The following is a 15,822-nucleotide window of genomic DNA, read 5'->3' as shown; positions in this document are numbered from 1 at the left end:
GCAGGCTAGTAGCACAGCCGGTTTTTACCCTCACGCTTGGCCTGATACATCAAGGTATCGGCCTTGCCCAGGATATCGACCGCGCTTTCGCCCGGGAATGCCAGGCAACAGCCCAGCGACAGGGTAATGGCAATGCCGGCCTCTTGCTGCATGCGGGTACTGTGTTGCAATTGCAGGCGCAGACGCTCGCCACAGGCCACCGCTTCTGGCAGATTCAGGCCGGGCAGGATCACCAGAAACTCCTCGCCACCAATCCGGCCGAACACGTCCTCCGGGCGCAAGCTGGCCTTGACCTCTTCGGCCAGCACCTGCAACACCACGTCACCCACATTGTGGCCGAATACATCATTGATTTTCTTGAAGTTATCCACGTCGAAGGCCAGTACGCAAAAACTGCCCTCGGCGTGACTCACCTTGTCCACCTGCTGTTGCAGCTGCTCCAGAATGGCACGCCGGTTCAGCGTCCTGGTGAGGCTGTCGGTGGTGGCCAACACCAGCAAGGCATTGCGTGCTTCCTCCAGCCCGGCGGTTTTCAACTCCAGGCTGGAGCGCAGTTCCACCTCTTCGTCATGCATGCGCTTGAGCGAGCTGACCAGCGTGTTCATGGTCTGCTGCTGGGTAAAGAAGGCGCGGTTACGCTCTGCATATTTCCAGGCTGTTATCAGCAGGAATGAAAGATACAGCAAAGCAATGCCGCTGAATGCATGACGGTCTGACGTGGCCATCACCTGATCAAAGCCATGCAGCTGGATCAGCACCACCAGCGTCAGCACACTGCTGAACAGCGCATACAGACGGAAAATCAGGCCGTGGGACAGGATGGTGACACTGTTGATGGCCGCCAGCGCAATGATCTTGAACATGTAGCCAAAATCAAACTGCCGGTGTGGAAAGGCAAACAGCATGCTGCTCCACAACAGCGCCGCCAGCAGGACCGACAGATAGAGGCTGGGGAACCATGCTTGCAAACCAGCCGGATCGGCCAGCTTGGTGCGCATGAACTGCAAATACCACAGCCGCAAACCCTGGAAGCAGAACACCGCCAGCAACCATGCCGTACCTGGCCAGCCCGGCGCATGCGTCCAGTGTGCGGCATAAATGGCAAGCGCCACTGCCAGCGACAGCTTGATCGACATGCTGTCCTGCTCGAAGTAGTAATGACAAAGACGGACGCTGGCTGCATCCATGCCGTGGTCTGGCTCAGCTCTAGCGTGCATTGCGCAGCACCTCGCGGTTCAGCACAAAGGGCGGTAGCAGGACATTGCGTCCGCTCCGCGATGGGTGGCGGATGGCGTCATTCGCCATCTGCACGGCAATTTTTGCCATTTTCTCGGTGTCCTGCACCATGCTGGCCAGTAATTCACCAGAACGGATGGCCTCCAGAATGAGGGGGCTGCGGTCCACCCCGACAAAGGGATGGCGTCCGGCCTGCTGCAATTGCCGCAAGGCCAGCAGCACCGCGCTGGTGGTGGATTCGTTCGGGGTGAAAATGGCATCGAACTGCGGCTGCTGGGTATACAGCCAGGTACGCACCACCTGACGCCCGCGGCCAATGGACTGGTCCAGCTCCGGGCCGTACACCACCCGGACATGGTCTTTTTCTGCTGCAATGGCAAAGCCTGCCATGCGCTGCTCGGTGGACGGTACTTTGCCCTGATTGGGAAATACCAGTACCCGACGGATGTCCGGATGGCTCTTTTTCAGTTGCTCCCAGGCCTGGCTGCCAATGGCGGTCTGGTCTGAGGCTACTGCGCCAAACTGGCTGCTAAGGCCAGGGTTGCGGTCTATCAGCACCACCGGCACCGGCAGGAAACGCAAAATTTCATTGTAATTTTCGATGGTGGCACTGGGTGCCAGGATGATGGCCCGGCATTTGCGGGCGATGGCCACATTCAATAGCTCAATCTGGGCATCATCAATCAGGTGCTCGCTATCCACCGAACCACGGTCATAAATGAAATAGCCAAGCCTGGCCCCCTCCTGCGCAATGTTTTCCTGCAGATTGGCCCAGAACGCACGTCCGCCACTGGCGTAAATGAAGGAGAGGCACTCGCGTGCCTGCAATAGCGGACTACAACACAGCAGTGCCACGCACAACAGGATGTGCCAGCGCAATGCCAAGCCGTTCCGTAACAATGAAGAGAGGTTGAACACGGAGCTCCCGTACCGACAAATCATGATTGTAATGTTTATGCGGCGTGCAGGCCTGCTCTGCAGCCTGCGGACTCGCGGTTTGCTTTAGTGATAGTTGATATTTATGCGTCATGCTGCTGATTTCACCAGTTACCACCCTGCCTGCACAGAATGTCTTGCATTCACCCGGGAATGGCCTAAACTGAGTCATGTTGCACTGCAACATAAAGTGAACATCATGCATCTTACCCTAGACCGCCTCCAGGCCAGTGCACGACCGGCCATTCTGGAACATCTGTCCGGACTGAGCCCGGACGATCTCTTCACCCGCTTCGGCCTCACCCTTGGCCCGGCCAGTCTGGTCAGCTACGTGGACAGCATCAATTTCAATCGCGATATCGTCATTGGTGCCCATTACCGTGGCTTGCTGATAGGGGTGGTGCACATTGCGGTGCTGCAAACGGATGCCTTTCCCCATGGCGAACTGGGTATCAGTGTGGACAGCTTCTGCCAGGGCAAGGGCATTGGCCGCCAATTGTTCGACCAGGCACTGCACCATGCGCTGGGCCGCAAGGTAAACCGGCTGCGCATTCAGTATCTGCGCCGCAATGGCCGCATGGCGTCCTTGTGCCGCGGCCTGAGCACACGATTTGCCCAGGATGGCGAAGAAACCGCCTGCCTGATCACCCTGGCCGAAGATGACCCGGCCAACGCCTGTCGTCGTGAAATGGAAGATGGCATAGAAGTGTTTCATGCCGATGCACCAGCACCGCGTGGCCATATCCTGTTCATCCATGGCGTGGCCGGTGATGGCTGGCAATGGCGGGAAAACATGCAGCCCTGGTTTGCGGCGCATGGCCTGAGCAGCTCGGCCCTGTCACTACGTGGCCACGGCGGCAGCAAACCGCGTGACAACCAGACCCTGCGTGACTACGAACAGGATGTGCAGCAGGTATTGGCACGTCTGCCCGTCCAGCCCAGCCTGATTGTGGGCCATTCCATGGGTGGTTTCCTCACCCAGCGCGTGCTGGAAGGCAATGAGCAATGGCAAAGCGCCAGCCTGATCTGCTCGGTGCCGCCATGGGGTTTGCTGCCAGGCACGCTGGACAACGTGGTGGAATTCATGGGCGACCCGTTGGGCAAGGCCATTGCCATTCAGGCGGCGGAAGGCAAACCGGCGTATGTGAATCCGGACAATATCAGCGCCCGGGTACAGGTGATAGGCGGCAGCCGCGACCGGCTGATTCCACCCGAAGTGGTGGCCGCTACTGCCCGCTCCTATGACACCAGTGCAGTGATGATAGAGGACGCCGGCCACGCCGTGATTTCCAGCAGGAAATGGCAGGACGTGGCCGAGCAGGTGTTACAGCACTTGCTGGCAGGACAATGAATCAGCCCAGCCGCGCAGCCAGCGCAGCGATATGTTCCGGCGTGATGCCGCAGCAACCGCCAACAATGCCGGCACCCTTTTCTACCCAGCGTTCGGCCCAGCCCAGATAGTTTTGCGGGGTCAGGTCGGCACGGATTTCATCCAGCGTGGCATTGGCCTTGGCGTCTTTCGGCGTGGGCGGGAAGGCATTGGCATACACGCCCAGTTGCAGTGCCTTGCCTTGCTGTTGCAGCACGGCATTGGCGGCTTCCAGCGCGGCTTCCATCACTTCCGGCTGGCTGCAGTTGAACAGCACCGCCGCTGCGCCCAGACGGATGGCCTCGGCCACCGCCTCGCTGACGGTTTCACCGGAGCGCAGGCGCGCCACGTTGTCGACATCTTCGTCCTGCAGGGTGAACGACAGCCACAGCGGCTTGTCCTGTTCGCCCAGCGCCAGGCGCACTGCGCGCACCTCGGCCAGCGAGCTTTGCGTTTCGGCCAGCCAGACATCCACATACGGTGCCAGGCCCTCAATCAGCACACGGTGAATGGCCAGCGAGTCGGCTTCATTGAACAGGTCGGGACGGTAGGAACCCAGTGCAGGTGGCAAGGAGCCGGCCACGGTCACCTTGTGTGCTGCCTTGTCCGCGCTGCGGCGTGCCAGTTCGCCAGCCAGGGCAGCCAGTTGCCGCCCCTGCGCGTCAAAACGCTGCTGGCCGATATGAAAAGGAACCACGGCATAGCTGTTGGTGGTAATCACCCGGGCACCGGCATTCACGAAGGCATCATGGGCCTGTTCGACAAAATGCGGGCCTTCCAGCAAGGCCAGCGCAGACCATTCCGGCTGCTGGAACGGCGCACCGATACGTTTGAGTTCGCGGCCCATGCCGCCATCAAGAACAAGAGTTTGGCTCATATGCTTATCCATGCAATCACTGCATCAGGGTGATGTTTACCCATGACATAGGGGGAAATGTTATATATTTATATTCAATCAAGCTGGTAATTATTATAATAGTTTGATATATAGATTAACACCCAAACAGCATTCAGACCATAAAAATGTTCCAACGACAATCCAAGATCACCAAGACCGTCGCCCTCATCGCCCTGCTGGCTGCCAGCCAGAGCCATGCCGGTGCCACACTGGACCATGTACAGAAAAGCGGCGTGCTGCGCGGCGTGCTGCTGGAAAGCTACCCGCCCTTCTCCTTCCTCAACAGCAAAAACCAGCTGGATGGCTTTGATGTGGACGTGGCCAAGGCCGTGGCGAAAAAGCTGGGCGTCAAGCTGAAGCTGGACACGCCTTCGTGGGAAGTGATTGCCGCCGGCAAATGGGGCAGCCGCTGGGATATCTGCATCTGCTCGATGACGCCCAACAAGGAACGTGCCCAGGTACTGGACTTCCCGGTGTTTTACTACAACTCCCCGGCGGTGCTGATTGCCAATGTGGCGGACAAGAAAACCAGCAGCATCAAGAGCCTGGAAGGCAAGAAGATTGCCGTGCAGCAAGGCTCGTCCTATGAAAGCTATCTGCAGAAGAAGCTGACCATTGAAGCCCCCAACGCCGTACAGCCTGCCTACCCCTTCAACAAGGTGGTGATTGCCCCGTACGACAATGAAGAACTGGCGTTCCAGGACCTGGCGCTGGGCGCTGGCAAGCGGGTGGATGCGGTGATTTCCAACCTGGTGACAGCAAACGAACGCATCAGCAAGACCGGCAAGTTCCGCATTGTCGGCAGCCCGCTGTACCAGGAACCCAACTGGGTGGCCGTAGACAAGGGTGATGCGCAGTGGAATGCCCGCGTCAAGCAAGTCATTACCGAGCTGAAGAAAGACGGCACCCTCAGCGCCATTTCCAAGAAGTGGATTGGCAGCGATATCACCAACTAAGAATCAGCCCCGTGGCGGCATGCAGCCGTGCGGGGCTTTCTGCTTTTGTCTGTCCGTAACATGAAACAGGAAAACCGATTCAGGCTGCAAGTCGGCCTGGTCATGCTGTGCCTGCTGCTGGGCTTTGTCTGGTTTGTCGATGCCTTTGAACTGGACTACCGTTTTGCCCTGAGCAAGCTGCCCTTGCTGGCCGGTCTGGAACTGAGCCCGGAAGGCTTCATCCAGGGCATACCGCTGACCTTGCTGCTGTGCCTGCTGTCCACCATCCTTGCTGTGGTGATTGGCATGCTGTCGGCACTGGGGCGTTTGTCCAGCAACCCGCTGCTGTACGGCCTGGCCACTTTTTACAATTCCTTCTTCAAGGGCACGCCGCTACTGGTGCAGATCCTGCTGATTTATCTCGGCCTGCCCCAGCTTGGCATTGTGCCCACCGCCATTCCATCCGGCGTGGCAGCGCTGGCGTTGTGTTATGGCGCCTACCTGAGCGAAGTGTTCCGTTCGGCCATCCTGTCCATCCACCGTGGCCAGTGGGATGCCGGCAAGGCACTGGGGCTGAAACCGCATGCCATCATGCGCTTCATCATTTTGCCGCAGGCAATGAAAGTGGCGGTGCCGCCCACTTTCAGCATGTTCATTTCCATGTTGAAGGATTCCTCGCTGGTATCGGTGATGGGCCTGTGGGAGCTGATGTTCCTGGCGCAAAGCTATGGCCGTTCGGCTTACCGCTACATGGAAATGCTGCTGACGGCAGCCATTCTGTACTGGCTGCTGTCCATCGTGCTGGAGCTGTTCCAGCACCGGCTGGAAAGCAGGCTGTCCGTTTCCGGCCGCCGCTGATTGTTTTCTTCACACAGACAGCCCGCCATCACGGCGGGCTGTTTTCATTTGCCGCTTGTTGCGGCCTCAGCCTGCTTCTGCAGCACCGATACCCGCGAAAATGATGGCGCGCATGTAGTCGACAATCTGGTCGTCGCTGTAGCGGCCATAGTCCTTCATGTAATCCACCGCCGGGTCGCAAGTGCGCGAATAGTAGGCATACAGGATGACGTCGGTGGGCAAATCCGCCCGGATATCACCGGCCTTCTTGGCCTGTTCCACCAATGCTTCCATCTGCTTGTGCAGCTTGTACACCCGTGTCACGTAACGGATGCTGCGGGTCAGCATCTCCTTGACCTGCGGGCTGGCCGAAGGCAGGAAAGGCAGGCCACCCTGCAGGCGCACCCGCAATGCCCATTCCAGCAGACTACCCAGCCTGTCCTTGCTGCTCAGAGCGGCATCCAGTGCCGCCAGATAGTCCAGCGCACCGTCCAGCAGGCGGATCATCACCTCGGTGGCCAGGTCTTCCTTGGACTTGAAATGCTTGTACAGGCTGGGCTTGGAAATACCCGCCTCCCCGGCCACATCGTCCATGGTCATCAGGTCGAAACCCTTGCTGGCCAGCAAGCGGGTGGTGGCGTCCAGCACCGTCTGTTCGCGCAGCTTGAATGCCTGATCCTTGAAGCTGAGCTTGGCTAAAATACTCATGAGTACGACCTTTTACTAATCAGTAGCTTTTTTTCCAAAGCGGTTATATGCTGAATATAAGCACGATGCCTCGCAGGTGCCAAGCAGTTTCGTCACCCGCAGGCGTTGATTCAGAAATTCCGGCTTGGGAGTTCAGGTGAAAGCACATCCAGACAAACGCCAGCGCGTGGCAGTGATTGGCGGCGGCATCGCCGGTCTCGCCAGCGCATGGCTACTGGCAGAAAAACACGAAGTCACCCTGTTTGAAGCTGCTGACTACGCAGGTGGCCATACCAATACGGTTGACCTGCAACTGGAAGGCCAGTCTTTTGCCGTGGATACCGGCTTTCTTGTGTTCAACGAACGCACCTACCCCAATCTGATTGCCTTGTTCCGGCAGCTTGGTGTGCCCTCCTGCAGCACCGACATGTCCTTCAGCGTATCGCTGGACCGGGGCCGGGACGAATGGGCGGGCAGCTCGCTTGGCACCGTGTTTGCCCAGCGCAGCAAACTTTTGTCCCTGCCGTTCTACCGCATGCTGTATGACATCCTGCGCTTCAACAGCGCCGCTCCCCGCCTGCTGCAGCAAGTACTGGCCGCTCCCCTTACCCTGGGTGAGCTGCTGGAAGTGGAAGGGTATGGCAGCCGTTTTCGAGACCACTACCTGGTGCCGATGGCTGCGGCAATCTGGTCCAGCCCCAGCAAGGAGATTCTGGATTTCCCCGCTGCCACTTTCCTGCGCTTCTGCCTGAACCACGGCCTGCTGCAAATCAGCCAGCGGCCACGCTGGTTTACCGTGCCGGGCGGGGCACGCCAGTATGTGGGAAAGCTGTGCCAGACCATCCAGCATGTGCGCCTGTGCAGTCCGGTCAGCAGTGTGCGGCGCACTGAGCAAGGCGTACTGATCAACAGCCCGCATGGCGAAGAGCGCTTTGACAGCGTGATTTTTGCCACCCACGCCCCGCAAACCCTGGCCATGCTGGCCGATGCCAGCCAGGAAGAACACGACATCCTATCTGCCGTACGCTACCAGCCCAATACGGCGGTACTGCATGGCGATGCCAGCTTGCTGCCCAAGCGCCGCAAGACCTGGGCCGCCTGGAATTTCCTGGCCGAAACCGGCCAGCCCAGCCAGCGTGCGGTGTGTGTCAGCTACCTGCTCAATGCCTTGCAACCGCTGCCGGTCAGCCAGCCGGTCATCGTCACCCTCAACCCGCTGCGCGACCCGGATCGCAATCTGGAATACGCCCGCTTCGTGTATGAACACCCGCTGTTCGACAATGCCGCCATTGCCGCCCAGGCCCGCCTGCCCATGCTGCAGGGCAAACGCAACAGCTGGTTTGCCGGTGCCTGGACCGGTTACGGTTTTCACGAGGACGGACTGAAGTCCGCGCTGAATGTGGCACAGAATTTTGTCACCTTGCCGGAATGGGCCCGCCTATGAGCCCCGCCAGCAGTAATGCCTATCTGGTATCCGGCAGGGTGATGCACCAGCGGCTGCGGCCTGCCCGCCATCGATTCATTTATCCGGTATTTGCCATCCGGTTGAAGCTGTCGGCGCTGGAACAGATTGGCCACCGCTGGTTTGCCGTGGATCGCTGGCGGCCGCTGATGATACGCAGCCGGGATTACGGCCCGCGTGACGGCAGCCCGCTATTGCCCTGGATACGCCAGCAATTGCGTGACGCCGGCTTGCCTGCCGACGGTGAAGTGTGGCTGCAAACCTTTCCGCGGCTGTTCGGCTATGCCTTCAATCCGGTCAGCTTCTGGTATTGCCACGACAGCCAAGGCCACTTGCTTGCCGTACTGGCCGACGTCAACAACACTTTTGGCGAACACCATGCCTACCTGCTGGCCAACCCGGACGGCAGCCCCATCGCCAACGGTGCCACCCTCACCTGTCGCAAGCAGCTGCATGTATCGCCGTTTTGCCAGGTGGCCGGGCATTACCGCTTCCGTCTGGCAGAGAAGACTGACCGCATGCTGATGCGCATTGATTACCACGATGCCGACGGCCTGCTGCTCAATACCAGCATCTCCGGTGTGCTGCAGCCGCTCACCAGCGGCAATGCCCGCCGGGCGCTGCTGCGCCAGCCCATGCTGACCCTGGGCATCATCACCCGCATTCACTGGCAGGCCTTGCAGCTGTGGCTGAAAAAAGTACCGTTTTTCAGCAAGCCCGCCGCCCCGGAACACACACTGAGTCACGGACAGGAGTTGCGCCCATGAGCCTCACCCGTACCCTTGCCCTGCCCTGCAACAATCTGCCCTGGCTGGCACGCTTACTGCTGCAGCGCTTGAACCAGCTGCAATATGGCAGCCTGCTGCTGCACACACCGGATGGACAAAGCCTGTTGTTTGGCCGCCCGGGCGAATTCCCGGAGGCAGAACTGCACATTTACAGCTGGACCGCCTGCCGCAAATTGCTGTTTTCCGGCGATATCGGTTTTGCCGAAGCCTATCGCGATGGTCTCTTGTTCACACCGGACATTACCGCCCTGCTGCGGCTGGCCTTGCGCAACGAACAGGTGCTGGGCAGCGCGCTGGCCGGCAGCTGGCCGGCCCGTGGCTGGTACTGGCTGAAACACTGCCTGCGCCGCAACAGCCGCCAGGGCAGCCAGCGCAATATCCACGCGCATTACGACCTGGGCAATGCCTTTTACGAATTGTGGCTGGACCCCAGCTGGACTTACTCCAGCGCCTGGTTTGACGGCCATTACGACCTGCCGCTTGCTACCGCCCAATCAGCCAAATACCAGCGCATCTGCGATGTGCTGGGCCTGCAACCGGGCATGCGGGTGCTGGAAATCGGCTGCGGCTGGGGCGGTTTTGCCGAACACGCCAGCAGCCAGGGCATTGCGGTGCATGGCATCACCATTTCCCATGCCCAGCTGGACTTTGCCCGCGAACGGCTGGCTGGCAAGCAACTGGTGCAACTGGAGTGGCAAGACTATCGCGACCTGCAAGGCCAGTACGATGCCATTGTCTCCATCGAAATGTTCGAAGCGGTGGGCGAAGCCTACTGGCCGGGCTTCTTTGCCAAGCTGCGGCAACTGCTGAAACCGGGCGGCAAGGCGCTGGTGCAGAGCATCACCATTGCCGAAAGCCGTTTCGAACGCTATCGCCGCAGCAGTGACTTCATCCAGGAGTTCATTTTCCCCGGTGGCATGCTGCCCAGCAGGCAGGTCTTTCAGGATACGGCCGAACAAGCCGGGCTGATGACGCGCAACCGGCTGGACTTTGGCCCGGACTACGCCGAAACCCTGCGCCGCTGGCGTCTGGCGTTTGAACACACACTGGATAGTGTGCGCCAGCAAGGCTTTGACGAAGCCTTCATCCGCCTGTGGCGCTTGTACCTGTGCTATTGCGAGGCCGGTTTTGACGAAGCCAGCATCGGCGTGTCGCAGTTCCTGCTGCAGGAAGCCCGGCCATGAAAACCCTGCGCCGCCTGTTGCCCCTGTTCGCCCTGTTGCTCACCAGCGCCTGCAGCACACCGCAGGTGGAGCAATACCGCGACAACAAACCCCAGCTGGACTTGCCGCGATTTTTTGAGGGCCATACCCGCGCCTGGGGCATGTTCCGTGACCGCAACGGTGCGCTGGTCAAGCAATTCACCGTGGACATCACCGGCCAGCGCCAGGGTGATGCCCTGCTGCTGGACGAACGCTTTGTCTACAGCGACGGCAGCCGCCAGCAGCGCCAGTGGCGACTGGTGCCGCTGGGTAATGGCAAATGGCAGGGTACGGCAGCGGATGTGGTGGGCGTGGCCGATGGCGAAGTGGCGGGCAATGCCCTGCACTGGCGTTACACCCTGCGCCTGCCGGTGGATGGCCGCAGCTGGGACGTGCAATTTGACGACTGGATGTTCCTGCAGGACGAACACACCCTGCTCAATAGCGCGCGCATGAGCAAGTTCGGCATTGCGCTGGGTGAAGTCAGCCTGTTTTTCCGCAAGGAGTAAGGCCATGTTGCTGCCCGCCCTTAACCGTCCGCTGCGCAACTGGCCGCAACAAACGGTATGGATTGTCGGTGCCTCCAGCGGCATTGGTGCCGCACTGGCCAGCCAGCTGCTGGCACTGGGCGCACGGGTGATCCTGTCGGCCCGTGGTGTCGACAGCCTGCACGCGGTGGCCGCACGGCAGCCTCGTGCCATCGTGCTGCCGCTGGATGTCAGCCAGCCCGCCGCCTGGCAACAGGCCTGGGACAGCTTGCAACAGCAGGATGCCCTGCCGGACCTGGTCGTGTTCTGCGCGGCAGCCTACCGGCCGGAGCGCTGCTGGGACATCCGCCAGCAACAGGTCAGCGACACCCTGCAAACCAATCTGGCCGGGGTGTATTACGGGCTGGAAACCATGCTGCCGGCCATGATGGCCCGCCGTCAGGGCGGTATCGCATTGGTCGCCAGCGTGGCCGGTTATGTCGGTCTGCCCGGTGCCTGTGTGTATGGGCCCAGCAAGGCAGCGCTGATCAATCTGGCCGAGCTGCTGCATGCCGAACTGCACCAGCACGACATGCAGGTGTACCTGATCAACCCCGGCTTTGTCGCCACCCGGCTCACCGCCAAGAACGACTTCGCCATGCCGGCGCTATTGCAACCGGCGGATGCTGCCCGGGAAATTGTGCGCGGCCTGGAACAGGGCCGGTTCGAAATTCACTTTCCACGCAGGTTTACGCTATGGATCAAGCTGCTCGCACTACTGCCTTACCGGCTGAGACTGCCACTGCTGCGCCATCTGGCGCGCAACTGAGGACAAGGCTGGCGGCACTGGCCGACTGGTATGCCACGCTCAGCCCGGCCAGCCTGCTGCACATCGACGACTTTTACACCGTCGACGCCCGCTTTCGTGACCCCTTCAACCAGGTACACGGGCGTGATGGCATTGCCGACATCTTCCGCCACATGTTTGCCGTGCTGGAAGAGCCGGTATTCAGCGTGCGCGAGCAATTGCTGGATGGTCAGCAGGCCTTCATCACCTGGGATTTCAGCTTCCGCCGCACGGGCAAGCACTACCAGCTGCACGGTGGCAGCCACCTGCGTTTTGCTGCTGACGGCAAGGTATGCCTGCACCGCGATTACTGGGACTCGGCCGAAGAGCTGCTGCACAAGCTGCCGCTGATTGGTGCGCCGCTGCGTCTGCTGCGTCGCCTGCTGTCGGTGCATGACCAGGGCTGGCCGGTATGAAAGCGCCATTTCGCGGCAACAAAAGCAGCCTGCCCAGCAAGCCCTGCGCGGCCTGTGGCAAGCCGATGAGCTGGCGGCGCAAATGGGCGCGCTGCTGGGATGAGGTGAAATATTGTTCCGAACGCTGCCGCCAGCAGCACTGAAACCATGACCACGCTGATCTATTGTTTCCGAGACGACCTGCGCCTGCATGACAACCCGGCGCTGACTGCGGCCTGCCAGCAGGCGGATTACCTGTTGCCGGTACATGTCAGCCCGCTGCCGCAAACCACGCGCTGGGGCTTCGAGCGGGTGAGCGCCCGGCGTCGCGCCTTCCGCCACAGTGCGCTGCAGGGGCTGGCCACCGCATTGCAACAACAGGGTAGCGGCCTGCTGCATGCCAGTGGCAGCCTGGCCAGCGTGCTGCCCGCACTGGCAAGCCAGATAGGTGCCACTGCCATTTACTGCGAGGACATCGCCACCCCGGAAGAACAGGACGAACTGACCGCCCTGCGCGCCTGCGGCCTTGCCGTGCACAGTTTCTGGCAATCCACCCTGCTGGCGCCGGACAGCCTGCCCTGGGCAGATGCACAGCTGCCAGACCAGTTCACCCGCTTCCGTCAGCAAGTGGAAGCCGCCGCCATCCAGCCCGCCGTGCCCTTGCCGGAACCGGCGTTACCACCCTTGCCACCGGCAGCCCGCCAGTTGATCCAGCCGCTGGCGGCCATGGACTACCCGGCCGCCGACCCGCGCTCAAGTTTTCCGTTTCCAGACGCCGCTTTTGCCGGCAGCGAGACAGCCGCGCTGGCACATCTGGCGCAGTACCTGCAGCGTGGCCTGCCGCACAGCTACAAGGCCACCCGCAACGGCCTGCATGGCATCGACTACTCCAGCAAGTTCTCGCCCTGGCTGGCCTGCGGCAGTCTGTCTCCAAGACTGGTGCTGCAACAGCTGCATGCCTTTGAAGCCGAGCACGGCCATAGCGACAGCAGCTACTGGCTATGGTTTGAACTGCTGTGGCGCGATTACTTCAAGCTGCTGCAACGCCAGCATGGCCGCCGCCTGTATCACCCCGGCGGCCTGCCACAACGCGCCAGTCCGCCGCATAACCAGGCGGCTTTCCAGCGCTGGATGGCCGGGCAAACCGGCCATGCACTGATAGACGCCGGCATGCGCGAACTGGCCGCCACCGGCTATCTGGGCAATCGCATGCGCCAGATTGTGGCCAGCTACCTGATTCACGAACTGCAATGCGACTGGCGTGCCGGTGCAGCCTGGTTTGAAGCCTGCCTGCTTGACTACGATTGCAGCCAGAACCAGGGCAACTGGCTGTATCTGGCCGGACTGGGAACCGACCCGCGCGGCGGCCGCCGTTTCAACCCGGACAAGCAGGCGGCGGAATACGATGCCGACGGCCACTACCGCCAGCTGTGGAGCCTGCCATGACCACCCTGCGGCTGATACTGGGCGACCAGCTCAATCCGCAGCACAGCTGGTTTGCCAGCCACGAGGCCGATGTGGTCTACCTGCTGCTGGAGCTGCGGCAGGAAACCGGCTATGTGCTGCACCACGCGCAAAAGCTGCTGGCAGTACTGGCCGGGATGCGTGACTTTGCCCGCCAGCTGAAAGCCGCTGGCCACCGCGTGCGCTATGTTGCCATCGACGACCCCAGCAATCGCGGCACGCTGGAGGACAATCTGGACGCATTGTGCCAGCACTATCAGGCCACGGAATTTGTCTGGCAGGCACCGGACGAATGGCGGCTGGACCAGCAATTGCAGCAGTGGGCCAGCCGGCAAAGCATCCCGTGCAGGATGGTGGACAGCGAGCACTTTTACACCACGCGCCATGAAGCAGGCCAGCTGTTTGCCGGCAAGGCGCAATGGCGCATGGAAGTGTTTTACCGCCAGATGCGCAAGCGCCACCGCGTGCTGCTACAGCCGGACGGCAAGCCGGTGGGCGGCGAGTGGAACTACGACCACGACAACCGCAAACCCTGGCGTGGCAGCCCGCCACCGCCGCAGGACACCCGCCCCGGCCACGACCATCAGGCCTTGTGGCACACGCTGCAAGCCGCCGGGGTGCAATCGTTCGGCAATCCCGCAGCCGACGCCCTGCGCTGGCCGCTGAACCGCACCGAGGCCTTGCAGCAGTTGCATCACTTCATCCGCCACGGCCTGCCGCAGTTTGGTGATTACCAGGACGCCATGCACAGCGAAACACCCTATCTGTTTCACTCACTGCTGTCCTTTGCCCTCAATACCAAGATGCTGTCACCACGGGAAGTGGTGGCCGCGGCGGAGCAAGCCTGGCAGGACGGCCTCGCCCCGCTGCCGGCAGTGGAAGGTTTCATCCGCCAGATTCTGGGCTGGCGCGAATACGTGCGCGGCGTGTACTGGGCGCGCATGCCCGGCTATGCCGACAGCAATGCCTTCGACCACCAGCGCCCGCTGCCGGAATGGTTCTGGCATGGCAAAACCGGCATGCGCTGCCTGGCCCACGCCATCGGCCAGTCCTTGCAACTGGCCTATGCCCACCACATCCAGCGGCTGATGGTGATCGGCAATTTTTCGCTGCTGGCCGGGCTATCGCCGCAGGCGCTGCATGAATGGTATCTGGGGGTGTATATCGACGCCTTCGAATGGGTGGAACTACCCAATACCGTGGGCATGAGCCAGTTTGCCGATGGCGGCCTCCTGGCCAGCAAACCTTATGTATCCGGCAATGCCTACCTGCACCGCATGGGCAATTACTGTGGCGACTGCCGTTACCGCCGCGATGCACGGCACGGTGCCGATGCCTGCCCCTTCAATGCGCTGTACTGGGACTTCTTCCAGCGCCAGCGCCCCCGGCTGGGCAACAACCCGCGGCTGGCGCTGGTTTACCGCCAGCTGGACAAGATGCCAGCCACAGAACAAGAGGCTATCCGCCACAGTGCGGAGGTCATCCTGCAAGGCCTGAACCAGTTATGAACCCACACAAGGAATCCACCATGCGACGCACACATTTACGCACTCTGCTGTTGCTGGCAGGCAGCCTGCTGCTGGCCGCCTGCTCCACCCTGCCGCCGCCCGGCATCACGCCGGTGAGCAGTTTCGACCTGCAACGCTACAGCGGCAAATGGTATGAAATTGCCCGGCTCGACCACAGCTTCGAGCGCGGCATGAGCGATGTCAGCGCCCGCTACACCCCGCAGGCGGACGGCAGCGTGCAGGTCATCAACCGCGGCTATGCCACAGCGCAAGGCAGCTGGAAACAGGCAGAAGGCCGCGCACTGTTCAATGGCGACAGCCATGTCGCTTCGCTAAAGGTGTCGTTCTTCGGCCCCTTCTATGGTGGCTACCACGTGGTGGCGCTGGACCCGGACTACCGCTGGGCCATGATTGCCGGTAACGACCGCTCTTACTTGTGGATTCTGGCGCGTGACAAACAACTGCCACAGGCCGTACTGGACCCACTGCTGCAGCAAGCCAAAGCGCTGGGCTTTGCCACCGAGCAGCTGATTTACGTGCCGCAAACCCGTAGCGACAACTAAGCCATGCCAGTCCGCCTCAACCCGCGCAAGCTGCTGCTGAGCAAATGGACGGCCGTGCAGCCGCAGCACAAGGAAAAGCATTTCCTGGTGACCCGTGTGCTGCTACCGGACGACCCCAGCCAGCCGATTACCGAAGTGGAGCTGGAAGCGGTCTACACCCGGCGCAGCCGCATCATTGCCTGGCAAACCCTCACCGACAGCAGTTGCTGGCGGCAGGGCTGGCTTTGA

General features: G+C 61.0%; 18 protein-coding genes. 14 read left to right on the top strand and 4 right to left on the bottom strand.

Features of this window, described 5'->3' with window-relative positions:
• Positions 1-5: 5 nt before the first annotated feature.
• Positions 6-1,217: a diguanylate cyclase gene (locus tag DKK66_RS16530; protein WP_131359818.1), complete on the bottom strand. Its 1,212-nt coding sequence runs from the start codon at positions 1,215-1,217 to the stop codon at positions 6-8.
• Positions 1,207-2,121, bottom strand: a complete 915-nt coding sequence (locus DKK66_RS16525) for a substrate-binding domain-containing protein (RefSeq protein WP_165494205.1) — start codon at positions 2,119-2,121, stop codon at positions 1,207-1,209. Before DKK66_RS16525 ends, DKK66_RS16530 begins: the two co-directional genes overlap by 11 nt.
• A gap of 250 nt (positions 2,122-2,371) precedes the next feature.
• Between DKK66_RS16525 and DKK66_RS16520 the strand changes: the two genes are divergently transcribed.
• A complete protein-coding gene (locus tag DKK66_RS16520) occupies positions 2,372-3,523 on the top strand; it encodes an alpha/beta fold hydrolase (protein ID WP_165494204.1) in 1,152 nt (383 codons plus the stop codon).
• Between the two features lies 1 nt (position 3,524).
• Here the strand turns inward: DKK66_RS16520 and DKK66_RS16515 are convergent, their stop codons facing one another.
• Positions 3,525-4,418 (bottom strand): homocysteine S-methyltransferase family protein, encoded by an 894-nt coding sequence (locus DKK66_RS16515; protein ID WP_131359812.1) that lies wholly within the window; start codon positions 4,416-4,418, stop codon positions 3,525-3,527.
• A 146-nt stretch (positions 4,419-4,564) separates the two neighbouring features.
• Here DKK66_RS16515 and DKK66_RS16510 point away from each other — a divergent pair, with 146 nt between their 5' ends.
• Complete coding sequence (locus DKK66_RS16510) at positions 4,565-5,395, top strand: transporter substrate-binding domain-containing protein (RefSeq protein ID WP_131359810.1); 831 nt, start codon at positions 4,565-4,567, stop codon at positions 5,393-5,395.
• Between the two features lie 60 nt (positions 5,396-5,455).
• Positions 5,456-6,232 (top strand): amino acid ABC transporter permease, encoded by a 777-nt coding sequence (locus DKK66_RS16505; protein ID WP_045847345.1) that lies wholly within the window; start codon positions 5,456-5,458, stop codon positions 6,230-6,232.
• A gap of 66 nt (positions 6,233-6,298) precedes the next feature.
• Here DKK66_RS16505 and DKK66_RS16500 read toward each other — a convergent pair whose 3' ends face one another.
• Positions 6,299-6,919 (bottom strand): TetR/AcrR family transcriptional regulator, encoded by a 621-nt coding sequence (locus DKK66_RS16500; RefSeq protein WP_131359808.1) that lies wholly within the window; start codon positions 6,917-6,919, stop codon positions 6,299-6,301.
• Between the two features lie 136 nt (positions 6,920-7,055).
• On the opposite strand from DKK66_RS16500, the gene DKK66_RS16495 reads away from it, so the two are divergent.
• Genes DKK66_RS16495 through DKK66_RS16445 form a run of 11 tightly spaced genes read left to right on the top strand, consistent with a single transcriptional unit; the run spans position 7,056 to position 15,822 of the window.
• Positions 7,056-8,342, top strand: coding sequence for an NAD(P)/FAD-dependent oxidoreductase (locus tag DKK66_RS16495; RefSeq protein ID WP_131359806.1), 1,287 nt, complete (start codon positions 7,056-7,058; stop codon positions 8,340-8,342).
• Positions 8,339-9,127, top strand: a complete 789-nt coding sequence (locus DKK66_RS16490) for a DUF1365 domain-containing protein (protein ID WP_242673511.1) — start codon at positions 8,339-8,341, stop codon at positions 9,125-9,127. Before DKK66_RS16495 ends, DKK66_RS16490 begins: the two co-directional genes overlap by 4 nt.
• Positions 9,124-10,332: a cyclopropane-fatty-acyl-phospholipid synthase family protein gene (locus DKK66_RS16485; RefSeq protein WP_131359804.1), complete on the top strand. Its 1,209-nt coding sequence runs from the start codon at positions 9,124-9,126 to the stop codon at positions 10,330-10,332. The genes DKK66_RS16490 and DKK66_RS16485 overlap by 4 nt, the downstream gene beginning before the upstream one ends.
• Positions 10,329-10,859 (top strand): DUF3833 domain-containing protein, encoded by a 531-nt coding sequence (locus DKK66_RS16480; protein ID WP_045847350.1) that lies wholly within the window; start codon positions 10,329-10,331, stop codon positions 10,857-10,859. The genes DKK66_RS16485 and DKK66_RS16480 overlap by 4 nt, the downstream gene beginning before the upstream one ends.
• A 4-nt stretch (positions 10,860-10,863) precedes the next feature.
• Complete coding sequence (locus DKK66_RS16475) at positions 10,864-11,646, top strand: SDR family NAD(P)-dependent oxidoreductase (protein ID WP_062787921.1); 783 nt, start codon at positions 10,864-10,866, stop codon at positions 11,644-11,646.
• Entirely contained in the window at positions 11,574-12,080 is a 507-nt protein-coding gene (locus tag DKK66_RS16470) for a nuclear transport factor 2 family protein (RefSeq protein ID WP_131359802.1), read from the top strand. Before DKK66_RS16475 ends, DKK66_RS16470 begins: the two co-directional genes overlap by 73 nt.
• Entirely contained in the window at positions 12,077-12,223 is a 147-nt protein-coding gene (locus DKK66_RS16465) for a DUF2256 domain-containing protein (protein ID WP_082086484.1), read from the top strand. The genes DKK66_RS16470 and DKK66_RS16465 overlap by 4 nt, the downstream gene beginning before the upstream one ends.
• 4 nt (positions 12,224-12,227) lie before the next feature.
• A complete protein-coding gene (locus DKK66_RS16460) occupies positions 12,228-13,505 on the top strand; it encodes a DASH family cryptochrome (protein WP_131359800.1) in 1,278 nt (425 codons plus the stop codon).
• Complete coding sequence (locus tag DKK66_RS16455) at positions 13,502-15,031, top strand: cryptochrome/photolyase family protein (RefSeq protein WP_131359798.1); 1,530 nt, start codon at positions 13,502-13,504, stop codon at positions 15,029-15,031. Before DKK66_RS16460 ends, DKK66_RS16455 begins: the two co-directional genes overlap by 4 nt.
• A gap of 20 nt (positions 15,032-15,051) precedes the next feature.
• Complete coding sequence (locus DKK66_RS16450; protein WP_131359796.1) at positions 15,052-15,594, top strand: lipocalin family protein; 543 nt, start codon at positions 15,052-15,054, stop codon at positions 15,592-15,594.
• Positions 15,595-15,597: 3 nt separating this feature from the next.
• Positions 15,598-15,822 carry a TIGR02450 family Trp-rich protein gene (locus tag DKK66_RS16445; RefSeq protein ID WP_045847354.1) on the top strand — a complete coding sequence of 75 codons (225 nt, stop codon included), beginning with the start codon at positions 15,598-15,600 and terminating at the stop codon, positions 15,820-15,822.

Source organism: Aquitalea sp. USM4, assembly GCF_004328945.1.
GTDB classification, from domain to species: domain Bacteria; phylum Pseudomonadota; class Gammaproteobacteria; order Burkholderiales; family Chromobacteriaceae; genus Aquitalea; species Aquitalea pelogenes.
The sequence above is the reverse complement of the archived record's forward strand: the minus strand, read 5'-3'. Positions and strand labels throughout refer to the sequence as shown.

Excerpts from the sequence above, each read along its gene's own strand:
- DKK66_RS16445 (WP_045847354.1), top strand. The coding sequence starts at position 15,598 with ATGCCAGTCCGCCTCAACCCGCGCAAGCTGCTGCTGAGCAAATGGACG.
- DKK66_RS16530 (WP_131359818.1), bottom strand. The coding sequence starts at position 1,217 with ATGCACGCTAGAGCTGAGCCAGACCACGGCATGGATGCAGCCAGCGTC.
- DKK66_RS16460 (WP_131359800.1), top strand. The coding sequence starts at position 12,228 with ATGACCACGCTGATCTATTGTTTCCGAGACGACCTGCGCCTGCATGAC.
- DKK66_RS16470 (WP_131359802.1), top strand. The coding sequence starts at position 11,574 with ATGGATCAAGCTGCTCGCACTACTGCCTTACCGGCTGAGACTGCCACT.
- DKK66_RS16485 (WP_131359804.1), top strand. The coding sequence starts at position 9,124 with ATGAGCCTCACCCGTACCCTTGCCCTGCCCTGCAACAATCTGCCCTGG.
- DKK66_RS16455 (WP_131359798.1), top strand. The coding sequence starts at position 13,502 with ATGACCACCCTGCGGCTGATACTGGGCGACCAGCTCAATCCGCAGCAC.
- DKK66_RS16450 (WP_131359796.1), top strand. The coding sequence starts at position 15,052 with ATGCGACGCACACATTTACGCACTCTGCTGTTGCTGGCAGGCAGCCTG.
- DKK66_RS16520 (WP_165494204.1), top strand. The coding sequence starts at position 2,372 with ATGCATCTTACCCTAGACCGCCTCCAGGCCAGTGCACGACCGGCCATT.
- DKK66_RS16515 (WP_131359812.1), bottom strand. The coding sequence starts at position 4,418 with ATGAGCCAAACTCTTGTTCTTGATGGCGGCATGGGCCGCGAACTCAAA.
- DKK66_RS16500 (WP_131359808.1), bottom strand. The coding sequence starts at position 6,919 with ATGAGTATTTTAGCCAAGCTCAGCTTCAAGGATCAGGCATTCAAGCTG.
- DKK66_RS16465 (WP_082086484.1), top strand. The coding sequence starts at position 12,077 with ATGAAAGCGCCATTTCGCGGCAACAAAAGCAGCCTGCCCAGCAAGCCC.
- DKK66_RS16480 (WP_045847350.1), top strand. The coding sequence starts at position 10,329 with ATGAAAACCCTGCGCCGCCTGTTGCCCCTGTTCGCCCTGTTGCTCACC.
- DKK66_RS16490 (WP_242673511.1), top strand. The coding sequence starts at position 8,339 with ATGAGCCCCGCCAGCAGTAATGCCTATCTGGTATCCGGCAGGGTGATG.
- DKK66_RS16475 (WP_062787921.1), top strand. The coding sequence starts at position 10,864 with ATGTTGCTGCCCGCCCTTAACCGTCCGCTGCGCAACTGGCCGCAACAA.
- DKK66_RS16510 (WP_131359810.1), top strand. The coding sequence starts at position 4,565 with ATGTTCCAACGACAATCCAAGATCACCAAGACCGTCGCCCTCATCGCC.
- DKK66_RS16505 (WP_045847345.1), top strand. The coding sequence starts at position 5,456 with ATGAAACAGGAAAACCGATTCAGGCTGCAAGTCGGCCTGGTCATGCTG.